Source organism: Paraburkholderia lacunae (genome assembly GCF_003353175.1).
Taxonomy (GTDB): Bacteria; Pseudomonadota; Gammaproteobacteria; order Burkholderiales; family Burkholderiaceae; genus Paraburkholderia; species Paraburkholderia lacunae.
This window is the reverse complement of sequence record NZ_QHKS01000003.1, coordinates 159,381-175,391: the sequence shown is the minus strand read 5'-3', so window position 1 is coordinate 175,391 and position 16,011 is coordinate 159,381. Positions and strand designations below refer to the sequence as shown.

Genomic DNA, 16,011 nt, shown 5'->3' with positions numbered 1-16,011 from the left:
CGGTCGACGCGGTTCATGAGGCTGGCGTCAAGCGGCCGCTTGCTGCTGCTCCTGGGCGGACGAACATGCCACCAGAATGCTGCACGACACCCGGTCGAGCAGCGGCGTATTTCCCGCGCCCATCCACCAGCGTGACAGACCCGTGCGGCAACGGTGGCCGACCACCACCAGGTCGACGTGCAGTTCGTTGGCGAGATTGGCAATCTCGTCGATGGGATGACCGAACGCGAAATGGCCTTGCGCATTGACGCCGCGCTCGGTGAGCCAGTCCACCCCCTCCTGGAGGATGTCACGCGCTGTCTTCTCGAAGCTGCCGCAGGCCACGTCGGTGAGCAGGCCCGCACTTTGCGCAATGCTCGAGCGCATGTCCACCACCGACAACAGATGCGTTTCCGCCTTCAGGTCCAGCGCCAGATCGGCGCCGCAGCGCAGCGCTTTGCGGCCCTCGCGCGAGCCGTCGTAGCAAAGCAGGATTTTTTTGTAGCTCGCCATGGTTTTCTCCCTTACCGCAGGGATCGCGGTGGTAAATGAATCATGGTGCGCCGCAATTCAGGTTGCAAGGGATGGAAAACGCTAAGTGCGCCCCAAGCAGGTGCGCGGCTATGCGGCAGCGCAAGAAACGCCGCGTGAGCGGCGCAGCGCCGATCAACGCCAGGCTGCCGATGCCATAGAATGAGCGACCTTACCAGCCATTCGCGTTTTTTCCGGAGCCTCGTCCGATCCATGTCTGAAGCCGCCATCGAATTCCACCACGTCAAAAAAAGCTACGGCGAGAAGACGGTCGTCGACGGATTGTCGTTTCATGTCAACGTCGGCGAATGTTTTGGTCTGCTCGGACCGAACGGCGCGGGCAAGACCACCACGCTGCGCATGCTGCTGGGCATTGCGGCCCCGGATGCGGGCACGATCCGCTTGTGCGGCGAACCGATTCCCGGCCGCGCCCGGGTGGCGCGAGCGCGCGTCGGTGTGGTGTCGCAGTTCGATAATCTCGATCCCGATTTCACGGTCCGCGAAAACCTGCTCGTGTTCGGCCGCTACTTTGGCCTGAGCGCCGCGCAATGCCGCGCGATGGTGCCGTCGCTGCTCGAGTTCGCGCGCCTGGAAAGCAAGGCGGATGCGCGCGTGAGCGAACTGTCGGGCGGCATGAAGCGGCGGCTCACGCTGGCGCGCGCGCTCGTCAACGATCCCGACGTGCTGATCATGGACGAACCGACCACCGGGCTCGATCCGCAGGCGCGCCATCTGATCTGGGAACGGCTGCGCTCGCTACTCGCGCGCGGCAAGACCATCCTGCTGACCACGCACTTCATGGAAGAAGCCGAACGGCTCTGCCACCGTCTGTGCGTGATCGAGGAAGGCCGCAAGATCGCTGAAGGCGCACCGAACGATCTGATCGCATCCGAAATCGGCTGCGACGTGATCGAAATCTTCGGCGCCGATCCGGTCGCGTTGCGCGACGAGTTGGCGCCACTGGTCGAGCGAACCGAGATCAGTGGCGAGACGCTGTTCTGCTACGTGAACGACGCGCAGCCGGTGCACGCACGTCTGAAGCAGCGCGCCGGGTTGCGCTATCTGCACCGTCCTGCGAATCTGGAAGACGTCTTCCTCCGGCTAACCGGCCGCGAGATGCAGGACTGATGATGCGGGCCGGTGCCGGGACCGGCGCTGGCCGCCCACCTGTATAGCGATAAGACAACGCAAGAGACAAGCAATGGACGCACGCACTTACGACACACCTGAGGACACGCCGTCGAGGCAGGAACCGCTCGCCGCTTTGCCCGCGAACGCCGTGAACTGGATTGCCGTATGGCGACGCAACTATCTCGTGTGGAGGAAGCTCGCGATTGCTTCGATGTTCGGCAATCTTGCCGATCCGATGATCTATCTGTTCGGCCTCGGTTTCGGGCTTGGGCTGATGGTCGGGCACGTCGACGGCGTGTCGTACATCGAGTTTCTGGCAGCGGGCACAGTCGCATCGAGCGTGATGATGTCGGCGAGTTTCGAGTCGATGTATTCCGGCTTCTCGCGAATGCATGTGCAGCGCACGTGGGAAGCGATCATGCATACGCCGCTGACGCTCGGCGACATCGTGCTGGGCGAAGTGATGTGGGCCGGCAGCAAGTCGATGTTGTCGGGCGTGGCAATCATGCTGGTCGCGGGAGCGTTGGGGTATGCGAGTTTTCCGTCGATGTTGCTGGCGCTGCCTGTGATCGTACTGACCGGACTCGCGTTTGCGAGTATCGCGATGGTCGTGACGGCATTGGCGCCGTCGTATGATTTTTTTATGTTTTATCAGACGTTGGTATTGACGCCGATGTTGCTGTTGTCCGGGGTGTTTTTTCCTGTTTCGCAGTTGCCCGCTGCCGCGCGGGGTTTTACTGAAGTTTTACCGCTGGCGCATGCGGTCGATCTGATTCGCCCCGCCATGCTTGGGCGGCCTCTTCAGGAGGTTGTTTTGCACGTCGCTGTGCTGCTTGCGTATGTGGTTGGCGGGTTTCTTGTTTCTGCCGTTCTGTTTCGAAGACGGATGATGAAGTAGATCTTTTGCTTGCCTGCGCAGGGTTGCCCCGGCCATAAAAAACGCCGCCCGAAGGCGGCGTTGCCGAAGACCAGGAATCAGTCCTCGTCATCCGTCCAGGGAATATCCACGTCGGAGATAAACGCCACCGTCGCGAACGGCCCGCCATCCTGACGCCCGATCTTCCCATCGGCCCGTTGCCACTCGACGCGAAACACCGTGCCGGGATCGTCGGCAAGCAACCTCACGGTGCGAACCTCGTCAGGATCCGCATCCTCGACAGGACCGTCGAGCGATACCAGCAATTCCTGCGGCCACAACCCATCGGCGGGATCGTAAATCTTGTCGCCGTCAGGAATCAGCGTGAACGCTTCCACGCCGATCGTCGCCGACGCGTCCACGATCATCTTGCCCAACGCACGCAGCAAGGCAGTCGCCCGCGCCGAATTGGCCTGGCGAATCGCAAGATCCCCGCGCGTCAGCGCCTGTTCAAGTTTTGGGTTTGTTTTTTGTTGCGCCATTCGATTTCCTGAGTCCTATCGCTCTGTTGTGGACGGTACGCCGTATCAACAGCGTACCCCTCTCCATTTTTCGGGCCGAATCGTACCATCGGTGTGCACCGCAGCATCACTTGCCGCGCAGTCCAACCCACACAGCCCGCCCCGTCCCCACAGTTTAGGTCGTGATTCGCCTTCCGGCAGGGAGATTTGCCTTCCAATCGGTCGCGCGCCGTCAAGTCCGCCCGCGTTAAGTCCGCCGGTTAAGTCCGCCGGTTAAGTCCGCCGGTTAAGTCCGCCGGTTACGTTCGCCGGTTACGCTCGCCGGTTACGTCCGCACTCAGGCCCACCGTCGGATCTTTAATCGTCCCGCCTGCTCGCCGTGCCATCCGCGTTTCGTTTCAAACGCTGCAATCCATGCGGACGGTCAGCCTTTTGCGCGCCTTCGAGCCGAATTGGGCGTCGCTGCATCGGCTGGCTTAGGTGCGCCGATCTCCGCGATCAGATGGTCGCGGAATGCCTTGACCGACGGCGGCAACTCGCGCCCCGCCATCGTCTGCACCTGAATGCTGCGCTGGCGCATCTGCGGATGCGTCAGCGGCATCACGACAAAACCGTCGTCGGCGTAACGGTCCCGCACCGACAGCAAACTCGTGAACATGATCGCGCCGGACTTCTGCGCGTAACGGTACATCGCGCCATTGTTGTTGGACACGAAGTCGGGTTCCAGCAGCACGCCTTCGAGCGCGCAAGTGATGTCGATCAACTGGCGAATCGTCGTGCCCGGCTCGGGCAGTGCCAATGGATAGCGGCGCAAGTCGGCGAGCGACACCTTTGCGCGCGCGGCCAGCGGATGATCGGCCCGCAGCAGCGCCAGTACCGGCGCCCGCTCCGTATGCTCGACCTTGACACCCTTTTCCGGCGCAAGGCTGAAGGTCAGCGCAAGATCGGCGTCGCCGTCGCGCACCCGGCGGGTCGCCTCACCCGGCGACATCACGAACAGCGTGAAGTCGATCCCAGGATAGCTACGCCGGAAGCCGGCCATCGCGGCAGGCAGGAAGTCGGCGGCGAAACCCTCCGAACTGGCGACCTTGATCATGCTCCCGTGCAAAGCCTCGAGGCCGCCGATCTCCTTGATCACATGCTCGGCCTCGAGCAAGCTGCGCTGCGCGTAGGCAAGCAGCCGCTCGCCAGCTTCGGAGAGCGCCATGCCGCGCGGCCGCCGTTCGAACAGCGCTGCGCCAAGCTCGCCTTCGAGCCGGGCAATCTGCCGGCTGATCGCGGAGACGGCCACATGCAGCCGCGCGGATGCGTCGCTGATCGAGCCGGTGCGCGCGACTTCGACGAAGTAGCGCAATGCGATGCCGTGTAACGAAAGTGCCATGGGAGGTGCCTCGTGCGACCTTGTACGCCCTTGCTTGTGCCCTTGCTTATGTCGTGGCCCGGGCGTATTGAGCTTTGCCTTTTCGGCAACGCAAGTTTCGAAAGACGATCATTGTGACAAAAAAAACGGCCTCCTAGAATCGACTCCACTTTGACCGCTACCGGCAGCGCATCCCACGCACTGCACCCCGCGCGTCGAATCCGCACCCCCTACCGGAGATATGCATGAGCCGCGACCAGGCCATCGAACACGCGACACGCCATTTCGAATCGGGCGCCTTTCTCGACGTCCTCAACCGCCGCGTCGGCTTTCGTACCGAGAGCCAGGAAACCGGACGCGCCGCCATTCTGCTCTCGTATCTGACCGACGAAATCGTGCCCGAAGCGCAGCGGCTCGGTTTCGGCACGCGCATCGTCGATAACCCGGCCGACGGCTTCGGGCCGTTCCTGATCGCCACCCGTCACGAAGGCGACCACCTGCCGACGGTGCTGATCTACGGCCACGGCGACGTGGTGCGCGGCTACGACAATCAATGGCGCGAGCCGCTCACGCCGTGGGCCGTGACTGTCGAAGGTGAGCGCTGGTATGGCCGCGGCACCGCCGATAACAAAGGTCAGCACAGCATCAACCTCGCCGCGCTGGCCAGCGTGCTCGGCGCACGCGGCGGCAAGCTCGGCTTCAACACGAAACTGCTGATCGAGATGGGCGAGGAAACCGGCTCACCGGGGCTCGACGCAATCTGCCGGGCGCATAAACAGGAACTGGCCGCCGACGTGCTCATCGCCTCCGACGGCCCGCGCCTCGCCGCTCGCCGTCCCACCGTGTTCCTCGGCTCGCGCGGTTCGGTGAACTTCAAACTCTCGCTGAACCTACGCGACGGCGCGCATCACTCGGGCAACTGGGGCGGCCTGCTGCGCAATCCGGCCACGGTGCTCGCGAACGCGCTCGCGAGTCTGGTCGATGCGCGCGGCGTGATTGCCGTCGACGGCTTGCAGCCGCCGCCGATTCCCGCCGCGGTGCGGCGCGCACTGGCCGATATTACGGTGGGCGGCGGCCCGGGCGACCCCGCCGTCGACGACAACTGGGGCGAGCCCGGTCTCACGCCGGCCGAACGCGTGTTCGGCTGGAACAGCTTAGAAGTGCTGGCTTTCAAGGCGGGCAATCCCGAGAATCCGGTCAACGCGATTCCGTCGTCGGCGTTCGCGCATTGCCAGTTGCGTTTCGTGGTCGGCACCGATTGGGAAAGACTCGAACAGCATCTGCGCGCGCATCTGGATGCGCACGGATTTTCGCTGGTGGAGATCAGCGTCGAGCGCGGCGCGCCGGCCACGCGGCTCGACCCTGACGATCCGTGGGTCACCTGGGCAGTCGCTTCGCTCGAACACACCACCGGCAAGAAAACAGCGGTACTGCCGAACCTCGGCGGCACGCTGCCTAACGAAGTGTTCGCCGACACGCTCGGCCTGCCGACCATCTGGGTCCCGCATTCGTATCCGGCGTGCTCGCAGCACGCACCCAACGAACACCTGCTCGGACCGGTCGTGCGCGAAGGTCTGCAGATCATGGCGGGTCTCTTCTGGGATCTCGGCGAGAACCCGCCTCGCGCGACAGCTTGAGCAACCGAGCCTGAGCAACCCACCTGAGCAACCCGAGCGATCGAACCCAGCACGTCCCATCCGCAACCGTCCCGAGGCACGCCCATGAGCAGCACGTCCACCCTGCAAGTCAGCGCCGCGCGGCCGTCCGCCGCGAAGGTTCATCGCATCATTCTCGCGGCGTCGATCGGCAATGCGCTCGAATGGTTCGACCTCGTCGTCTACGGCTTCTTTGCGGTCACGATCGCGAAGCTGTTCTTCCCCGCCAGCACCGAGGCGATCTCGCTGATGCTCACGCTCGGCACCTTCGGCATTTCGTATCTGATCCGGCCGCTCGGCGGGCTCGTGCTCGGCTCGCTCGCGGACCGCGCCGGACGCAAGGCGTCGCTGCTGCTGTCGATCGGGCTGATGATGATCGGCACCTTGACGATCGCCGTGATGCCCTCTTATGCCGCGATCGGCTTGTGGGCGCCTGCCGGTATTCTGCTGTCGCGTTTGGTCCAGGGGTTCTCGGCGGGCGGCGAGTTTGGCGCTTCGACCGCATTTCTGGTCGAACACGCGCCCGAGCGGCGCGGCTTCATGGGTAGCTGGCAGTTCGCGAGCCAAGGCCTCGCGACGCTGCTCGCATCCGGTTTCGGCGCGCTGCTGACGAGCCAGCTAACAACGGTTCAGCTCGAATCGTGGGGATGGCGCATTCCGTTCTTCTTCGGTCTCGCGATCGGTCCGGTCGGCTTCTATATTCGCCGCTATGTGGACGAAGGCGCCGAGTTCGGCAAGGAGCCGAAGACCCATACGCCGCTGCGCGATCTGTTCGCCGCGCAGAAGGTCCGCATGCTGCTCGCGATCGGCTCGCTGATCATTTCGACGGCGGCCAACTACATGATCCTGTACATGCCGACCTACGCGATCAAGCAACTGCATCTGCCCGCTTCGACCGGCTTCGCCGCCACGCTCGCAACGGGCGTCGTGCTGACGGTGCTGACGCCGTTCTCCGGCCACCTGTCCGACCGCCTCGGACGCATCCGCATCATGGCGGCCGCCGCTGTGCTGATGCTCGTGACGGTCTATCCGGCGTTCATGTACATGAACGCGCATCCGTCGTTCGCAACGATGCTGCTCGCACTGATCTGGATCGGCGTATTGAAGGCGACGTATTTCGGCGCGCTGCCCGCGCTGATGTCGGAGATATTCCCCATGCAGACGCGCGCAACCGGTCTCGCGGTCAGCTACAACATCGGCGTGACGGTGTTCGGCGGCTTTGCGCCATTCGTGATCACGTGGCTGATCGACGCGAGCGGCAACAAGCTGGCGCCCGGCTTCTATCTGATGTTCTGCGCGGTAGCGAGCCTGCTCGCGCTGTATGCGGTGCGCCTGAAATTAAAGATCCGCTAGGCACGGTCAACGGCTGCCGAGCTGAATCGAACCACCTTGCTGTCCCGGCATCGAAGCCGGGACAACGTCACGCAATACAACCTCAGGCTAACCTCAGCCAACTTCAAAGCCACTGCATCAAGGCGCGGGATTCGGCTGCAATTCATGCAGCGCGTCGATTTCCGCGAGCACTTCCGGCGAGAGTTTCACCGCCGTGCTGCCGATGTTTTCCTTCAATTGCTCGAGCGAAGTCGCGCCGATCAGATTGCTGGTCAGGAACGGCCGGCTATTGACGAAGGCCAGTGCGAACTGCGCCGGCGACAAGCCATGACGCTTCGCCAGTTCGACGTAACGCGTGGTTGCCTGGATCGCTTGCGGTTTGCTGTAGCGTTGAAAACGCTCGAACAGCGAGATGCGGGCGCCCGCCGGACGCGCACCGCCTTCGTATTTGCCCGACAGCCAGCCGAAGGCCAGCGGCGAATAGGCCAGCAAGCCGATCTGGTCGCGATGCGCGTACTCGGACAGACCCACTTCGTACGTGCGGTTCAGCAGGCTGTACGGATTCTGGATGCTGACGATGCGCGGCAAGCCGAGCTTTTCCGCGGCACGCAGGAACTGCGCGACACCCCACGGCGTTTCGTTCGACACGCCGATGTGGCGCACCTTGCCTTCCTTGACGAACCCTGCGAGCACCGACAGCGTTTCTTCGATCGGCACCGTATACGCGTCGTCGACCCACGGATACGCCGTTCGGCCGAACGTCGTCGTGCTGCGATCCGGCCAGTGCAGCTGATACAGATCGACGTAGTCCGTTTGCAGACGCTCGAGGCTGCCGTTCAGCGCCTCGGTCAGGTTCTTGCGATCGAACTGGTTGCCCGCGCCGCGGATATGACGCGGATTGTGCGGCTGGCGCGCCGGCCCGGCGATCTTGGTGGCGAGCACGATCTTCTCGCGCGCGCTGCGATGCTGCGCGAGCCACGTGCCGATGTAGCGCTCGGTCGAACCCTGCGTCTCGGGACGCGGCGGCACCGGGTACATTTCAGCCGCGTCGATCAGATTCACGCCGTGATCGAGCGCGTAGTCGATCTGCGCATGCGCGTCCTGTTCGGTGTTCTGCTCGCCCCACGTCATGGTGCCGAGACCGATCAGGCTAACCTGCACATCCGTGTCGCCGAGTCTGCGGTATTCCATTGAACTTGTCCTGTTGATTGTGTGAACGGGAAGCGCAGACGTTACCATGCCGGCGCGATGCCTGCAGCGCGGCTAAAATGCCGTTGCAGCGGGCGGAGCACCCGTTGCCTCACCCTCCCTTCCGTCGAAACATCTGCGATGAATCCCGAACATCTCGAACTGCTGGTCACGCGCGTGATGCCCTACGGAAAATATAAAGGCCGTCTGATTGCCGACCTGCCCGGGCACTATCTAAACTGGTTTGCAAGCCAAGGCTTCCCGCCCGGCGAAATCGGCCGCCTGCTGGCGCTGATGCATGAGATCGATCACAACGGTTTGTCGTCGCTGATCGAGCCCTTGCGCAAGCGCTGATCGCGTTTCCTCCATGAAAGCGAATTGAAGCACGGTTAAGCTGGACGAAAGTCGTTGTACAGGCAATTGAAGCCTGAACAGATTCACACCGTCTTTGCCTTGACCCTTGCTGAACCGTGGTCTTAAATTCGCTTCAAATCCCGCATTCCTGCGTACGTTTCTTCGAACGTTCGCACGTGACACAGCCGGGTTTCCCATGCGTCATTTCAGTCTGATTGCGCTACTGGATTACATCGGCCACGACCTGTCGCCGGTGTGCGCCATTATTGTGTTCTTTCTGCTCGGCTATCTGGTCGTCGGGTTGCCGATGCATTTCCGGCAAGGCGCGGCATCGCGCGATGTATGGGGCACGGCGGCCGGTGTGACCATGGCCGCGATCTATGCGGCATTCATCATCGGCGTGTACCCCGCTTTGCATCATTCGGCCGGCTTGCTGCGGTAAATCGGTGCGAGGTCGGGCAGCCTCCGCCGAACGCTTCGTCGCCCTTCGTCGCCCTTACTGCTGCCCTGAACGATCGGCCATCAGCCGAGCGACGCCTTCGGCAGATGCCAGCCGTACGACACAGCAAGCACACGCAGCACAAAGCACGCCATGCCGCCTGCCAATGCCGCGAGGCCCGGCGGCAAACCTGCGCGCCGCGCCGCCACGACGGTGAACGCGCCGGCAAAAGCGGCCGTTGCGTAGATGTCCGAGTGCAGCACGACGGGCACGCGCGCGAGCAACACGTCGCGAATCGCGCCGCCGCCCACGCCCGTGACAGTGCCCATCAGCATCGCCACAAACGGACGGATCCTGAACAGCAGCGCTTTCTCCACACCCGCGACGGCGAATAGCGCGAGGCCGGCCGCGTCGAGCACCGTGACGAGCCCGATGGGGAACTGCTGCGCCGCCGAATGAAAAATGAACGCGACCACACCGGTCGCGAACGTCAACGCCGGGTAGCGCCAGTCGCGTATCGCATTCGGCGGTGTGTCGCCGATCAACAGATCGCGGATCACCCCGCCGCCGAGCGCCGCGACAAACGAGATCACCATCACGCCCAACAGGTCGAGGCCGCCGCGCATCGCGCTGAGCGCGCCCTCGACCGCGAACACGACTGTGCCGACAAGATCAGCGACCAGAACAATCGCTTCGACGTTCAGCTTTACATTTCGTATCGACAATGTCGGCATCGACGCATCACCCTTCTGCCCCCAAGTAGTCGAAAGGATAGCGAAACACCACGCGTCGGGCGGAAAAATTGCGAGCAGGAAAGCGGTACGGCTGCGTACAACCGGCTTCGCCTAGAACGCGTGGCTGGCCGCTTCCGCTGGAAGCCCGGACAAGTGCCCAACCTCTGCCAGATGCGCGAGCAGCGTGGCGACGGCCGTATCGAGCGACACCCGATCGGTTTCGATATCGACGTCGGGTGCCAACGGCACTTCGAACCGCCCGGTAATGCCGGTGAAATGAGGGATCTCGCCGCTCCGGGCGCGCACATAGAGCCCTTTGACGTCGCGCGCTTCGCATACCTGCAATGGCGCGTTCACGAACACTTCAATAAAGCCTTCGCCGACGATCTCGCGCGCCGCGCGCCGATGCTGATGCTCGGGCGAGATCACCGCGGCAATTACGACGAAGCCCTGCTGCCTGAACAACGCCGCGACATGCGCGACCCGGCGCAGATTTTCGGTGCGGTCCGCGAGCGTGTAGCCGAGGTCCGAGTTCAGGCCGCGCCGCAGCACGTCGCCGTCGAGCACGACGGAGCGCTGGCCCGCCTCCGCGAGACGCCCGTGCAACGCATTGGCCAGCGTCGATTTGCCGGCGCCGGACAAGCCGGTCATCCATACGACCGCTCCGCCGATCGAACTCATGGGTGTAGCGCTGTGCTTCGCTGGGTGCTTTGTTGAGTGCTTCGTCGTGCGGTTCGTCGTGCTGTTCATTGGGTGCTTCGTTATGCACAACGGCCGCAATTTCCGACAGCGCTGTCTGCATGCGGTGTAGATAATCGGCGCCCAGCGCGCTGAGTGGCGCCGCGCCCACATCTTGCAATGCATCGATATCGATTCGCAGCGGATCGTCGCGATCGCGCGCGATGCTGCGCACCAGCGCCTCGCCGAACTCCACGCGCTCACCGGTGCCGAACACTTGCGGATGGCTTGCGAGAATCTGCTCGATCAACGTCGAACCGGAACGTGGCATTCCGACGATAAAAATCGGCGCCGCCGATGGATCGCCAAGACCGCGTTTGGCCGCCAGCGCATCGGCGCTCAGCAGTTCAAACAGGTGCGCGAACAGACCGAGCGACGCGGCTTCGTCATAACGCACGCCGGCGCGGTGCAGCGCATTGCCCCGCAGGAAGTGCTCGAACGACGCATCGTCGCGGGCCAAATCGGAGAGCGCCTGAGCATAGGCGAAGTGGATTTCCGCCTGATTTGCCGGCGTCAACAAGGCCGCATTTTCGGCTAACTGCTCCAACGCGACAAACACCGGATCGTCGGCGTTCAGGCGTCCCGACTGCACGAAGTTGCGGTAGTACAGCGCGACCTGCGGCGCGGCCTCGATCGCGCGGCGATACGCTTCATGCGCCTCGTCGAAACGCCCGAGCGCCTGCAGGCAGTTACCCATATTGTTGTGCGAACCATCGGCCTGCGGATTGAGGCGGACCGCCTCACGATAGCTATCCACCGCCCGGTCGAGCCGCTGCATGTGCTCGTACGTCCAGCCGAGGCCGTGGTGGAAATCGGTGTTGCGCGGGTCGAGCGCGGTGGCTTCCTGATAGCGGACGGCTGCTTCGGGCAAGCGATTCAGCGCAGCCAGCGTTGCGCCGAGGCGCTCGTATAGGGAGGCATCGGCGGGGTCGAGCGTGCGGGCGGATTCAAAGCGCGCGAGCGCTGCTTCGAGTTCACCGCGAGCGGCACAGGCGTCGCCCTCGACGCGCCAGTCCGATGCGGTAGCCGGCTGTGGATCGTGCTTCATTGACGGCTGGTTTTTGCAGACCACGCATGGAGCGGCCTGAACAAGAAAGGAAATGCGCTCGGCGCCGAACTCCAGCGCAGGCTTTTGTCTGGATTCAGGTGAAATTGTCTGATGGAAAAGTAACAGGCGCGCCCTACATTTGCCTATCTAGAATTTAACCAACTATTACGGAGCGCCGGACGGGTAACGGTCAGGAAGGCAGCCCGGAGGCTCGGCTGGCCTGGCTGACGTCACGGGCGCAATGACATGCAGCTAGCGCCGCCACGCGCGAGCCGTAATCTGCGGACACAAATAAGACTGAACTCAGGCTCACGCAGTTTTTCTGATTCCTATATGCGGGAGAAAGTCGTGAGCAAGCTCATTGGATCAGCGGCTTTGTTGGCGGTAGCGGCAAGCCTCGCGGGGTGCGTCGTCGCGCCAGGATACGACTATGCCTACGCGCAACCGTACTACCCGGGTTATCCGGGCTACGTCTATCCGTACGGCCCTGCGTATGCACCGGTCTACGGCACGATCGGCATCTGGGGCGGCGGCTGGGGCGGTCCGTGTTGCTATCACGGCAACGGGCACTGGCGTGGCGGTGGATATGGGGGTTGGCACGGCGGCGGGTGGCACGGTGGCGGTAGTTCGTGGCAAAGCGGCGGTGGCCATGGTGGGCATGGCCATTGAACCGCACGGTACTGAACGGTGAAGAGCCTGTGCGTTGGACGCCCTCTTTTTCGAAAGCGAAAATAAAAGCGGCGTTGTGATTTCTCACAACGCCGCTTTTTAAAAACCGCTTTTTAAAAACCGCTTTTTAAAAACGTTACTGCCTGAATTCTCTGGGGTGGCTGATGGGACTCGAACCCACGACGACAGGAATCACAATCCTGGACTCTACCAACTGAGCTACAGCCACCACTGACATCTGCTTGACTTGCCGAGAAATCCGGCTCATCAATGAAGAACGAGATTATACGAACAAGAATCTCGTTTGCCTAGTCCTTTATTCAAAAATTTCGACGGGCTCGCGCAGATGCTGTCTTGCTTCGTCGAAGATGCTCAGATCGCGCGCCGCGAGACGCTTGCTATCGGACAACACACGGCGCCACCCACGCGCGCCGGCCTCGCCCCGATACAGACCCAACGCATGGCGCGTGATCGCGCCGAGGTACGTGCCCCGTGCCATTTCCGCCGCGCAATATGCGATCAGCTTTGCTTCGACCTGCTCGCGCGTGAGCGGCGCATCCGCCGAACCATAGAAGCGCGCGTCCACCTCAGCCAGCACGTAGGGGTTGTGATACGCCTCGCGCCCGAGCATCACACCATCGACGTGTCGAAGGTGCGTCTGCACTTCATCGAGCGACTTGATACCGCCGTTGATGATGATCTCCAGATGCGGAAAGTCGCGCTTCAACTGATACGCATACTCATACTTGAGCGGCGGAATCTCGCGGTTCTCTTTCGGGCTCAAGCCCTTGAGAATCGCATTGCGCGCGTGCACGACGAACACGTTGCAGCCGGCGTCCGCAATCGTGCCGACGAAATCGCGCACGAAGTCATATTCCTCGACCGCATCGACACCGATCCGATGCTTGACCGTCACCGGTACCGACACTGCGTCGCGCATTGCCTTCACACAATCGGCGACGAGTTGCGGCTCGTTCATCAGACAAGCACCGAAAGCACCGCGTTGCACGCGTTCGGAAGGACAGCCGCAGTTCAGATTGATCTCGTCATAGCCCCACTGCTCGCCGAGTTTCGCCGAGCGCGCGAGGTCATCGGGCTCGCTTCCGCCAAGCTGCAACGCGACCGGCGCCTCCGCGGGCGTAAACGCCAGATGGCGTGGCACGTCGCCATGCAATAGCGCGCCGGTGGTCACCATCTCCGTGTAGAGCCACGTATGACGCGATATCAAACGATGCAGCGAACGGCAGTGGCGATCGGTCCAGTCCATCATCGGCGCCACCGATACGCGGCGCGGACTGGGAGTTTGAGCTAAAGACATGGGGCGGCCAGACGGCGTAAATCAAAGCGCAATTTTACCGCAAGTGGACACATGCCCTGAATGAGCGAGCCAAAGCATCGATCTTCATTCCAGGACCGCGCATAACCGCCCTGCCGAGCAGGTCTTTCGGACCAGAAACGCTTGGTTGCCGGGGTCGGAACGCGGCCCAGCCTTGTCTTATATGCCTCTGACAGATTGTTTCAGCACAGGGAATAGTAATTTCAGATTATCGGCACAAATTTTCGATAGTAGGGGTATACACTGCCTTCCATCGACGTTGCAGACACACCTCATCGGACCCTGCGACGCCTTCCAGAACCGAAGTCGAACGTTATTGGAGTCATACCATGAAGACCAAGCTTATCGCCGCCCTGCTGATTGCTGCTTCCGCCTCGATCGCCGCCCCCGCTTTTGCTAGCGGCTACGGCCCGGCACCGTCGTATCGTCCGTCGGTCGGCGCACCGGCTTCGCAACAAGGCCAGAACGCGCAAACCGTGGCCGCTGAACGCGCCCAAGCCGAATCGAACGCCTACGGCGGCGTGCAGAACGTGTCGTCGCAATCGGGTACGCGTGAACCGGTTTCGGGTCCGCAATCGGTTTTCTTCGGCCACTAAATCGTCGGGGTTGGACCTGCTGTCCGTAACGGACAGCAGCTGAACTGGGCGCCGCGCATGAAGTAGTCAATGCCGGCGCCCAGTCGCGTTTACGTCGCGTAAGTCATTTGCATCGCTTAACGGGCTTTTGCGCTCGCCGCTCGGCGTCATCCAGCAGTTCAACGAGGCCCCCACGAAGGGCCCACTAGCTCATTGACATCCCGCTCAGCCGCCCACTAGGCAGTCAGCCCGTCGTCGATCGCTTCACGCGCCGCCCGAAACGCCACCTCGGCCGCGCCATGCTCGGTGGGCCATAACGTGTCGATATGCACGAGCTGCCAGTCGACCACCACGGCCTCACCCCGCAGCACGCGAAAATGCGCTTTGACGCCAGTGAGCACCTGCTCGACCGCGACCTCGATGTCGTAGTCCTGATAGCGCTCCTCGTAGTCGCCCATGTCGAGGCCTTTCGGCTTCATGTTCGCCTCCGTGGTGAAGTTCCAGCGCGCATGCGGCGATGCTCGATCGGCGGGCCGTCATGCGGCTCGCACATGCACCTCGCCCAGCACTCGCCGAACGATCAATCGCAATCGCCCGAAAGATACTGCCGGCCGCTGCAGGTGATCTCGACATCACCGTCGCCGGCTTCGGCGGCGAGGCCGCCTGCCAGCAACTCGGCCGCGACGGTCTGCTCGAGCCTCGGCGCAGGCTGTCCGGTGCCGACCTCGTTCAGACGCCGCAATGCTTCGACCGCTTCAGGACTCAATGACTTCGACATGGCCGCCTCCGTCCGTAACGCTCAATTCATCCTAGCAAGTTTCCTGTGCTTGCGCAGGGGCGCGTCGAGGCAGTGCGGGTAAGCGCCAGGTAGCGGAAATCGGCGCGCACGGGCGAATTTTCCGCGCAGCGGCGGGTCTACGCGCTCGAGCGTCATGGCGACGAAGACGCAGCGAAAATACAATGAAAACGCGACAAAAAAATGGTGAAACCCGGCAAGCGGACACCGCCAAGGAGGATCAAATGAGACAAAGCAATTTGACCGCGCGAACAGCAGGCGTCGCGCTCGCGGCATTCGGCGCGCTCGCCGCAGCCGCGCTCGCGCAAACGACCAAACCGGCACTGCAGGATAGCGGCACATCGATGGTGAAGCCGCCGAAGGCGGCGCCGGGCGCGGGCGGCTCGAGCAATCCGGACAATCCGGACAACATGCCGATCAAACGCCCGCGCAAACCGACTAACGACAAATTGATGCACGAACCGCCCGCCAGCAGCGCCAACGCGAAATAGTGCCGGCATGCGCGGCGACGGCATCGGCAATACGGAACCTCGCGCGGCTTACAACCGCGCGATCGACACCTCCGTCGACTTGACCAGCGCGACCACTTCCGAGCCGACCTTCAATTCGAGTTCGTCGACCGAGCGCGTGGTGATCACCGAGGTGACGATACCGAACGGCGTATCCACATCGACTTCGGACACCACCGGTCCGCGGATGATTTCCTTGACCTTGCCTTTGAACTGATTACGTACGTTGATAGCGGAAATGCTCATATCGAGTGACTCCA

At 62.6% G+C, this 16,011-nt stretch carries 19 protein-coding genes, 1 tRNA gene and 1 pseudogene; 9 read left to right on the top strand and 12 right to left on the bottom strand.

Annotated features, from left to right (window positions below):
• Window positions 1–27: 27 nt before the first annotated feature.
• Window positions 28–492, bottom strand: a complete 465-nt coding sequence (locus tag DLM46_RS05665; protein WP_115099786.1) for a universal stress protein — start codon at window positions 490–492, stop codon at window positions 28–30.
• Window positions 493–723: 231 nt separating this feature from the next.
• Between DLM46_RS05665 and nodI the strand changes: the two genes are divergently transcribed.
• The gene (gene nodI / locus DLM46_RS05660; RefSeq protein WP_115099785.1) at window positions 724–1,638 is read left to right on the top strand and encodes a nodulation factor ABC transporter ATP-binding protein NodI; all 915 of its coding nucleotides are present in this window, start codon (window positions 724–726) and stop codon (window positions 1,636–1,638) included.
• Window positions 1,639–1,711: 73 nt separating this feature from the next.
• Window positions 1,712–2,539, top strand: coding sequence for an ABC transporter permease (locus DLM46_RS05655; protein ID WP_115099784.1), 828 nt, complete (start codon window positions 1,712–1,714; stop codon window positions 2,537–2,539).
• Window positions 2,540–2,616: 77 nt separating this feature from the next.
• Here the strand turns inward: DLM46_RS05655 and DLM46_RS05650 are convergent, their stop codons facing one another.
• Together DLM46_RS05650 and DLM46_RS05645 are read right to left on the bottom strand one after the other, a co-directional pair.
• Entirely contained in the window at window positions 2,617–3,039 is a 423-nt protein-coding gene (locus DLM46_RS05650; RefSeq protein WP_115099783.1) for a hypothetical protein, read from the bottom strand.
• A gap of 403 nt (window positions 3,040–3,442) precedes the next feature.
• Window positions 3,443–4,399, bottom strand: coding sequence for a LysR family transcriptional regulator (locus DLM46_RS05645; protein WP_115099782.1), 957 nt, complete (start codon window positions 4,397–4,399; stop codon window positions 3,443–3,445).
• A gap of 224 nt (window positions 4,400–4,623) precedes the next feature.
• On the opposite strand from DLM46_RS05645, the gene DLM46_RS05640 reads away from it, so the two are divergent.
• Window positions 4,624–6,015, top strand: coding sequence for a M20 family metallopeptidase (locus DLM46_RS05640; RefSeq protein WP_115099781.1), 1,392 nt, complete (start codon window positions 4,624–4,626; stop codon window positions 6,013–6,015).
• Window positions 6,016–6,099: 84 nt separating this feature from the next.
• Entirely contained in the window at window positions 6,100–7,386 is a 1,287-nt protein-coding gene (locus DLM46_RS05635) for an MFS transporter (protein WP_115099780.1), read from the top strand.
• Window positions 7,387–7,503: 117 nt separating this feature from the next.
• On the opposite strand, the gene DLM46_RS05630 is transcribed toward DLM46_RS05635, so the two are convergent.
• Entirely contained in the window at window positions 7,504–8,556 is a 1,053-nt protein-coding gene (locus tag DLM46_RS05630; RefSeq protein WP_115099779.1) for an NADP(H)-dependent aldo-keto reductase, read from the bottom strand.
• Between the two features lie 138 nt (window positions 8,557–8,694).
• On the opposite strand from DLM46_RS05630, the gene DLM46_RS05625 reads away from it, so the two are divergent.
• Window positions 8,695–8,907: a DUF3820 family protein gene (locus tag DLM46_RS05625; RefSeq protein WP_006048800.1), complete on the top strand. Its 213-nt coding sequence runs from the start codon at window positions 8,695–8,697 to the stop codon at window positions 8,905–8,907.
• 196 nt (window positions 8,908–9,103) lie between these two features.
• Complete coding sequence (locus DLM46_RS05620; protein ID WP_115099778.1) at window positions 9,104–9,349, top strand: hypothetical protein; 246 nt, start codon at window positions 9,104–9,106, stop codon at window positions 9,347–9,349.
• Window positions 9,350–9,429: 80 nt separating this feature from the next.
• On the opposite strand, the gene DLM46_RS05615 is transcribed toward DLM46_RS05620, so the two are convergent.
• The 3 genes and pseudogenes from DLM46_RS05615 to DLM46_RS05605 form a co-directional block, all read right to left on the bottom strand.
• Window positions 9,430–10,080, bottom strand: a complete 651-nt coding sequence (locus DLM46_RS05615) for a trimeric intracellular cation channel family protein (protein WP_115099777.1) — start codon at window positions 10,078–10,080, stop codon at window positions 9,430–9,432.
• A gap of 111 nt (window positions 10,081–10,191) precedes the next feature.
• On the bottom strand, window positions 10,192–10,761 hold the full coding sequence (gene cysC / locus DLM46_RS05610) for an adenylyl-sulfate kinase (protein ID WP_115099776.1): 570 nt from the start codon (window positions 10,759–10,761) through the stop codon (window positions 10,192–10,194).
• A 73-nt stretch (window positions 10,762–10,834) separates the two neighbouring features.
• Window positions 10,835–11,866 (bottom strand): annotated as a pseudogene (locus DLM46_RS05605) (sulfotransferase family protein); the annotation flags it as partial.
• Between the two features lie 348 nt (window positions 11,867–12,214).
• On the opposite strand from DLM46_RS05605, the gene DLM46_RS05600 reads away from it, so the two are divergent.
• Complete coding sequence (locus DLM46_RS05600) at window positions 12,215–12,535, top strand: hypothetical protein (protein WP_115099995.1); 321 nt, start codon at window positions 12,215–12,217, stop codon at window positions 12,533–12,535.
• A 153-nt stretch (window positions 12,536–12,688) separates the two neighbouring features.
• Here DLM46_RS05600 and DLM46_RS05595 read toward each other — a convergent pair.
• Both DLM46_RS05595 and dusA read right to left on the bottom strand, forming a co-directional pair.
• A tRNA-His gene (locus tag DLM46_RS05595) sits at window positions 12,689–12,764 on the bottom strand.
• 87 nt (window positions 12,765–12,851) lie between these two features.
• Window positions 12,852–13,853: a tRNA dihydrouridine(20/20a) synthase DusA gene (gene dusA / locus DLM46_RS05590; protein WP_115099775.1), complete on the bottom strand. Its 1,002-nt coding sequence runs from the start codon at window positions 13,851–13,853 to the stop codon at window positions 12,852–12,854.
• Between the two features lie 347 nt (window positions 13,854–14,200).
• Between dusA and DLM46_RS05585 the strand changes: the two genes are divergently transcribed.
• The gene (locus DLM46_RS05585; RefSeq protein WP_115099774.1) at window positions 14,201–14,467 is read left to right on the top strand and encodes a hypothetical protein; all 267 of its coding nucleotides are present in this window, start codon (window positions 14,201–14,203) and stop codon (window positions 14,465–14,467) included.
• Window positions 14,468–14,682: 215 nt separating this feature from the next.
• Here the strand turns inward: DLM46_RS05585 and DLM46_RS05580 are convergent, their stop codons facing one another.
• Window positions 14,683–14,925 (bottom strand): hypothetical protein, encoded by a 243-nt coding sequence (locus tag DLM46_RS05580; protein ID WP_115099773.1) that lies wholly within the window; start codon window positions 14,923–14,925, stop codon window positions 14,683–14,685.
• A gap of 101 nt (window positions 14,926–15,026) precedes the next feature.
• The gene (locus DLM46_RS05575; RefSeq protein ID WP_115099772.1) at window positions 15,027–15,224 is read right to left on the bottom strand and encodes a hypothetical protein; all 198 of its coding nucleotides are present in this window, start codon (window positions 15,222–15,224) and stop codon (window positions 15,027–15,029) included.
• Window positions 15,225–15,466: 242 nt separating this feature from the next.
• Here DLM46_RS05575 and DLM46_RS05570 point away from each other — a divergent pair, with 242 nt between their 5' ends.
• Window positions 15,467–15,733 carry a hypothetical protein gene (locus DLM46_RS05570; protein WP_115099994.1) on the top strand — a complete coding sequence of 89 codons (267 nt, stop codon included), beginning with the start codon at window positions 15,467–15,469 and terminating at the stop codon, window positions 15,731–15,733.
• 48 nt (window positions 15,734–15,781) lie between these two features.
• Here the strand turns inward: DLM46_RS05570 and DLM46_RS05565 are convergent, their stop codons facing one another.
• A complete protein-coding gene (locus DLM46_RS05565) occupies window positions 15,782–15,997 on the bottom strand; it encodes a TOBE domain-containing protein (protein ID WP_007182147.1) in 216 nt (71 codons plus the stop codon).
• Window positions 15,998–16,011: the final 14 nt, after the last annotated feature.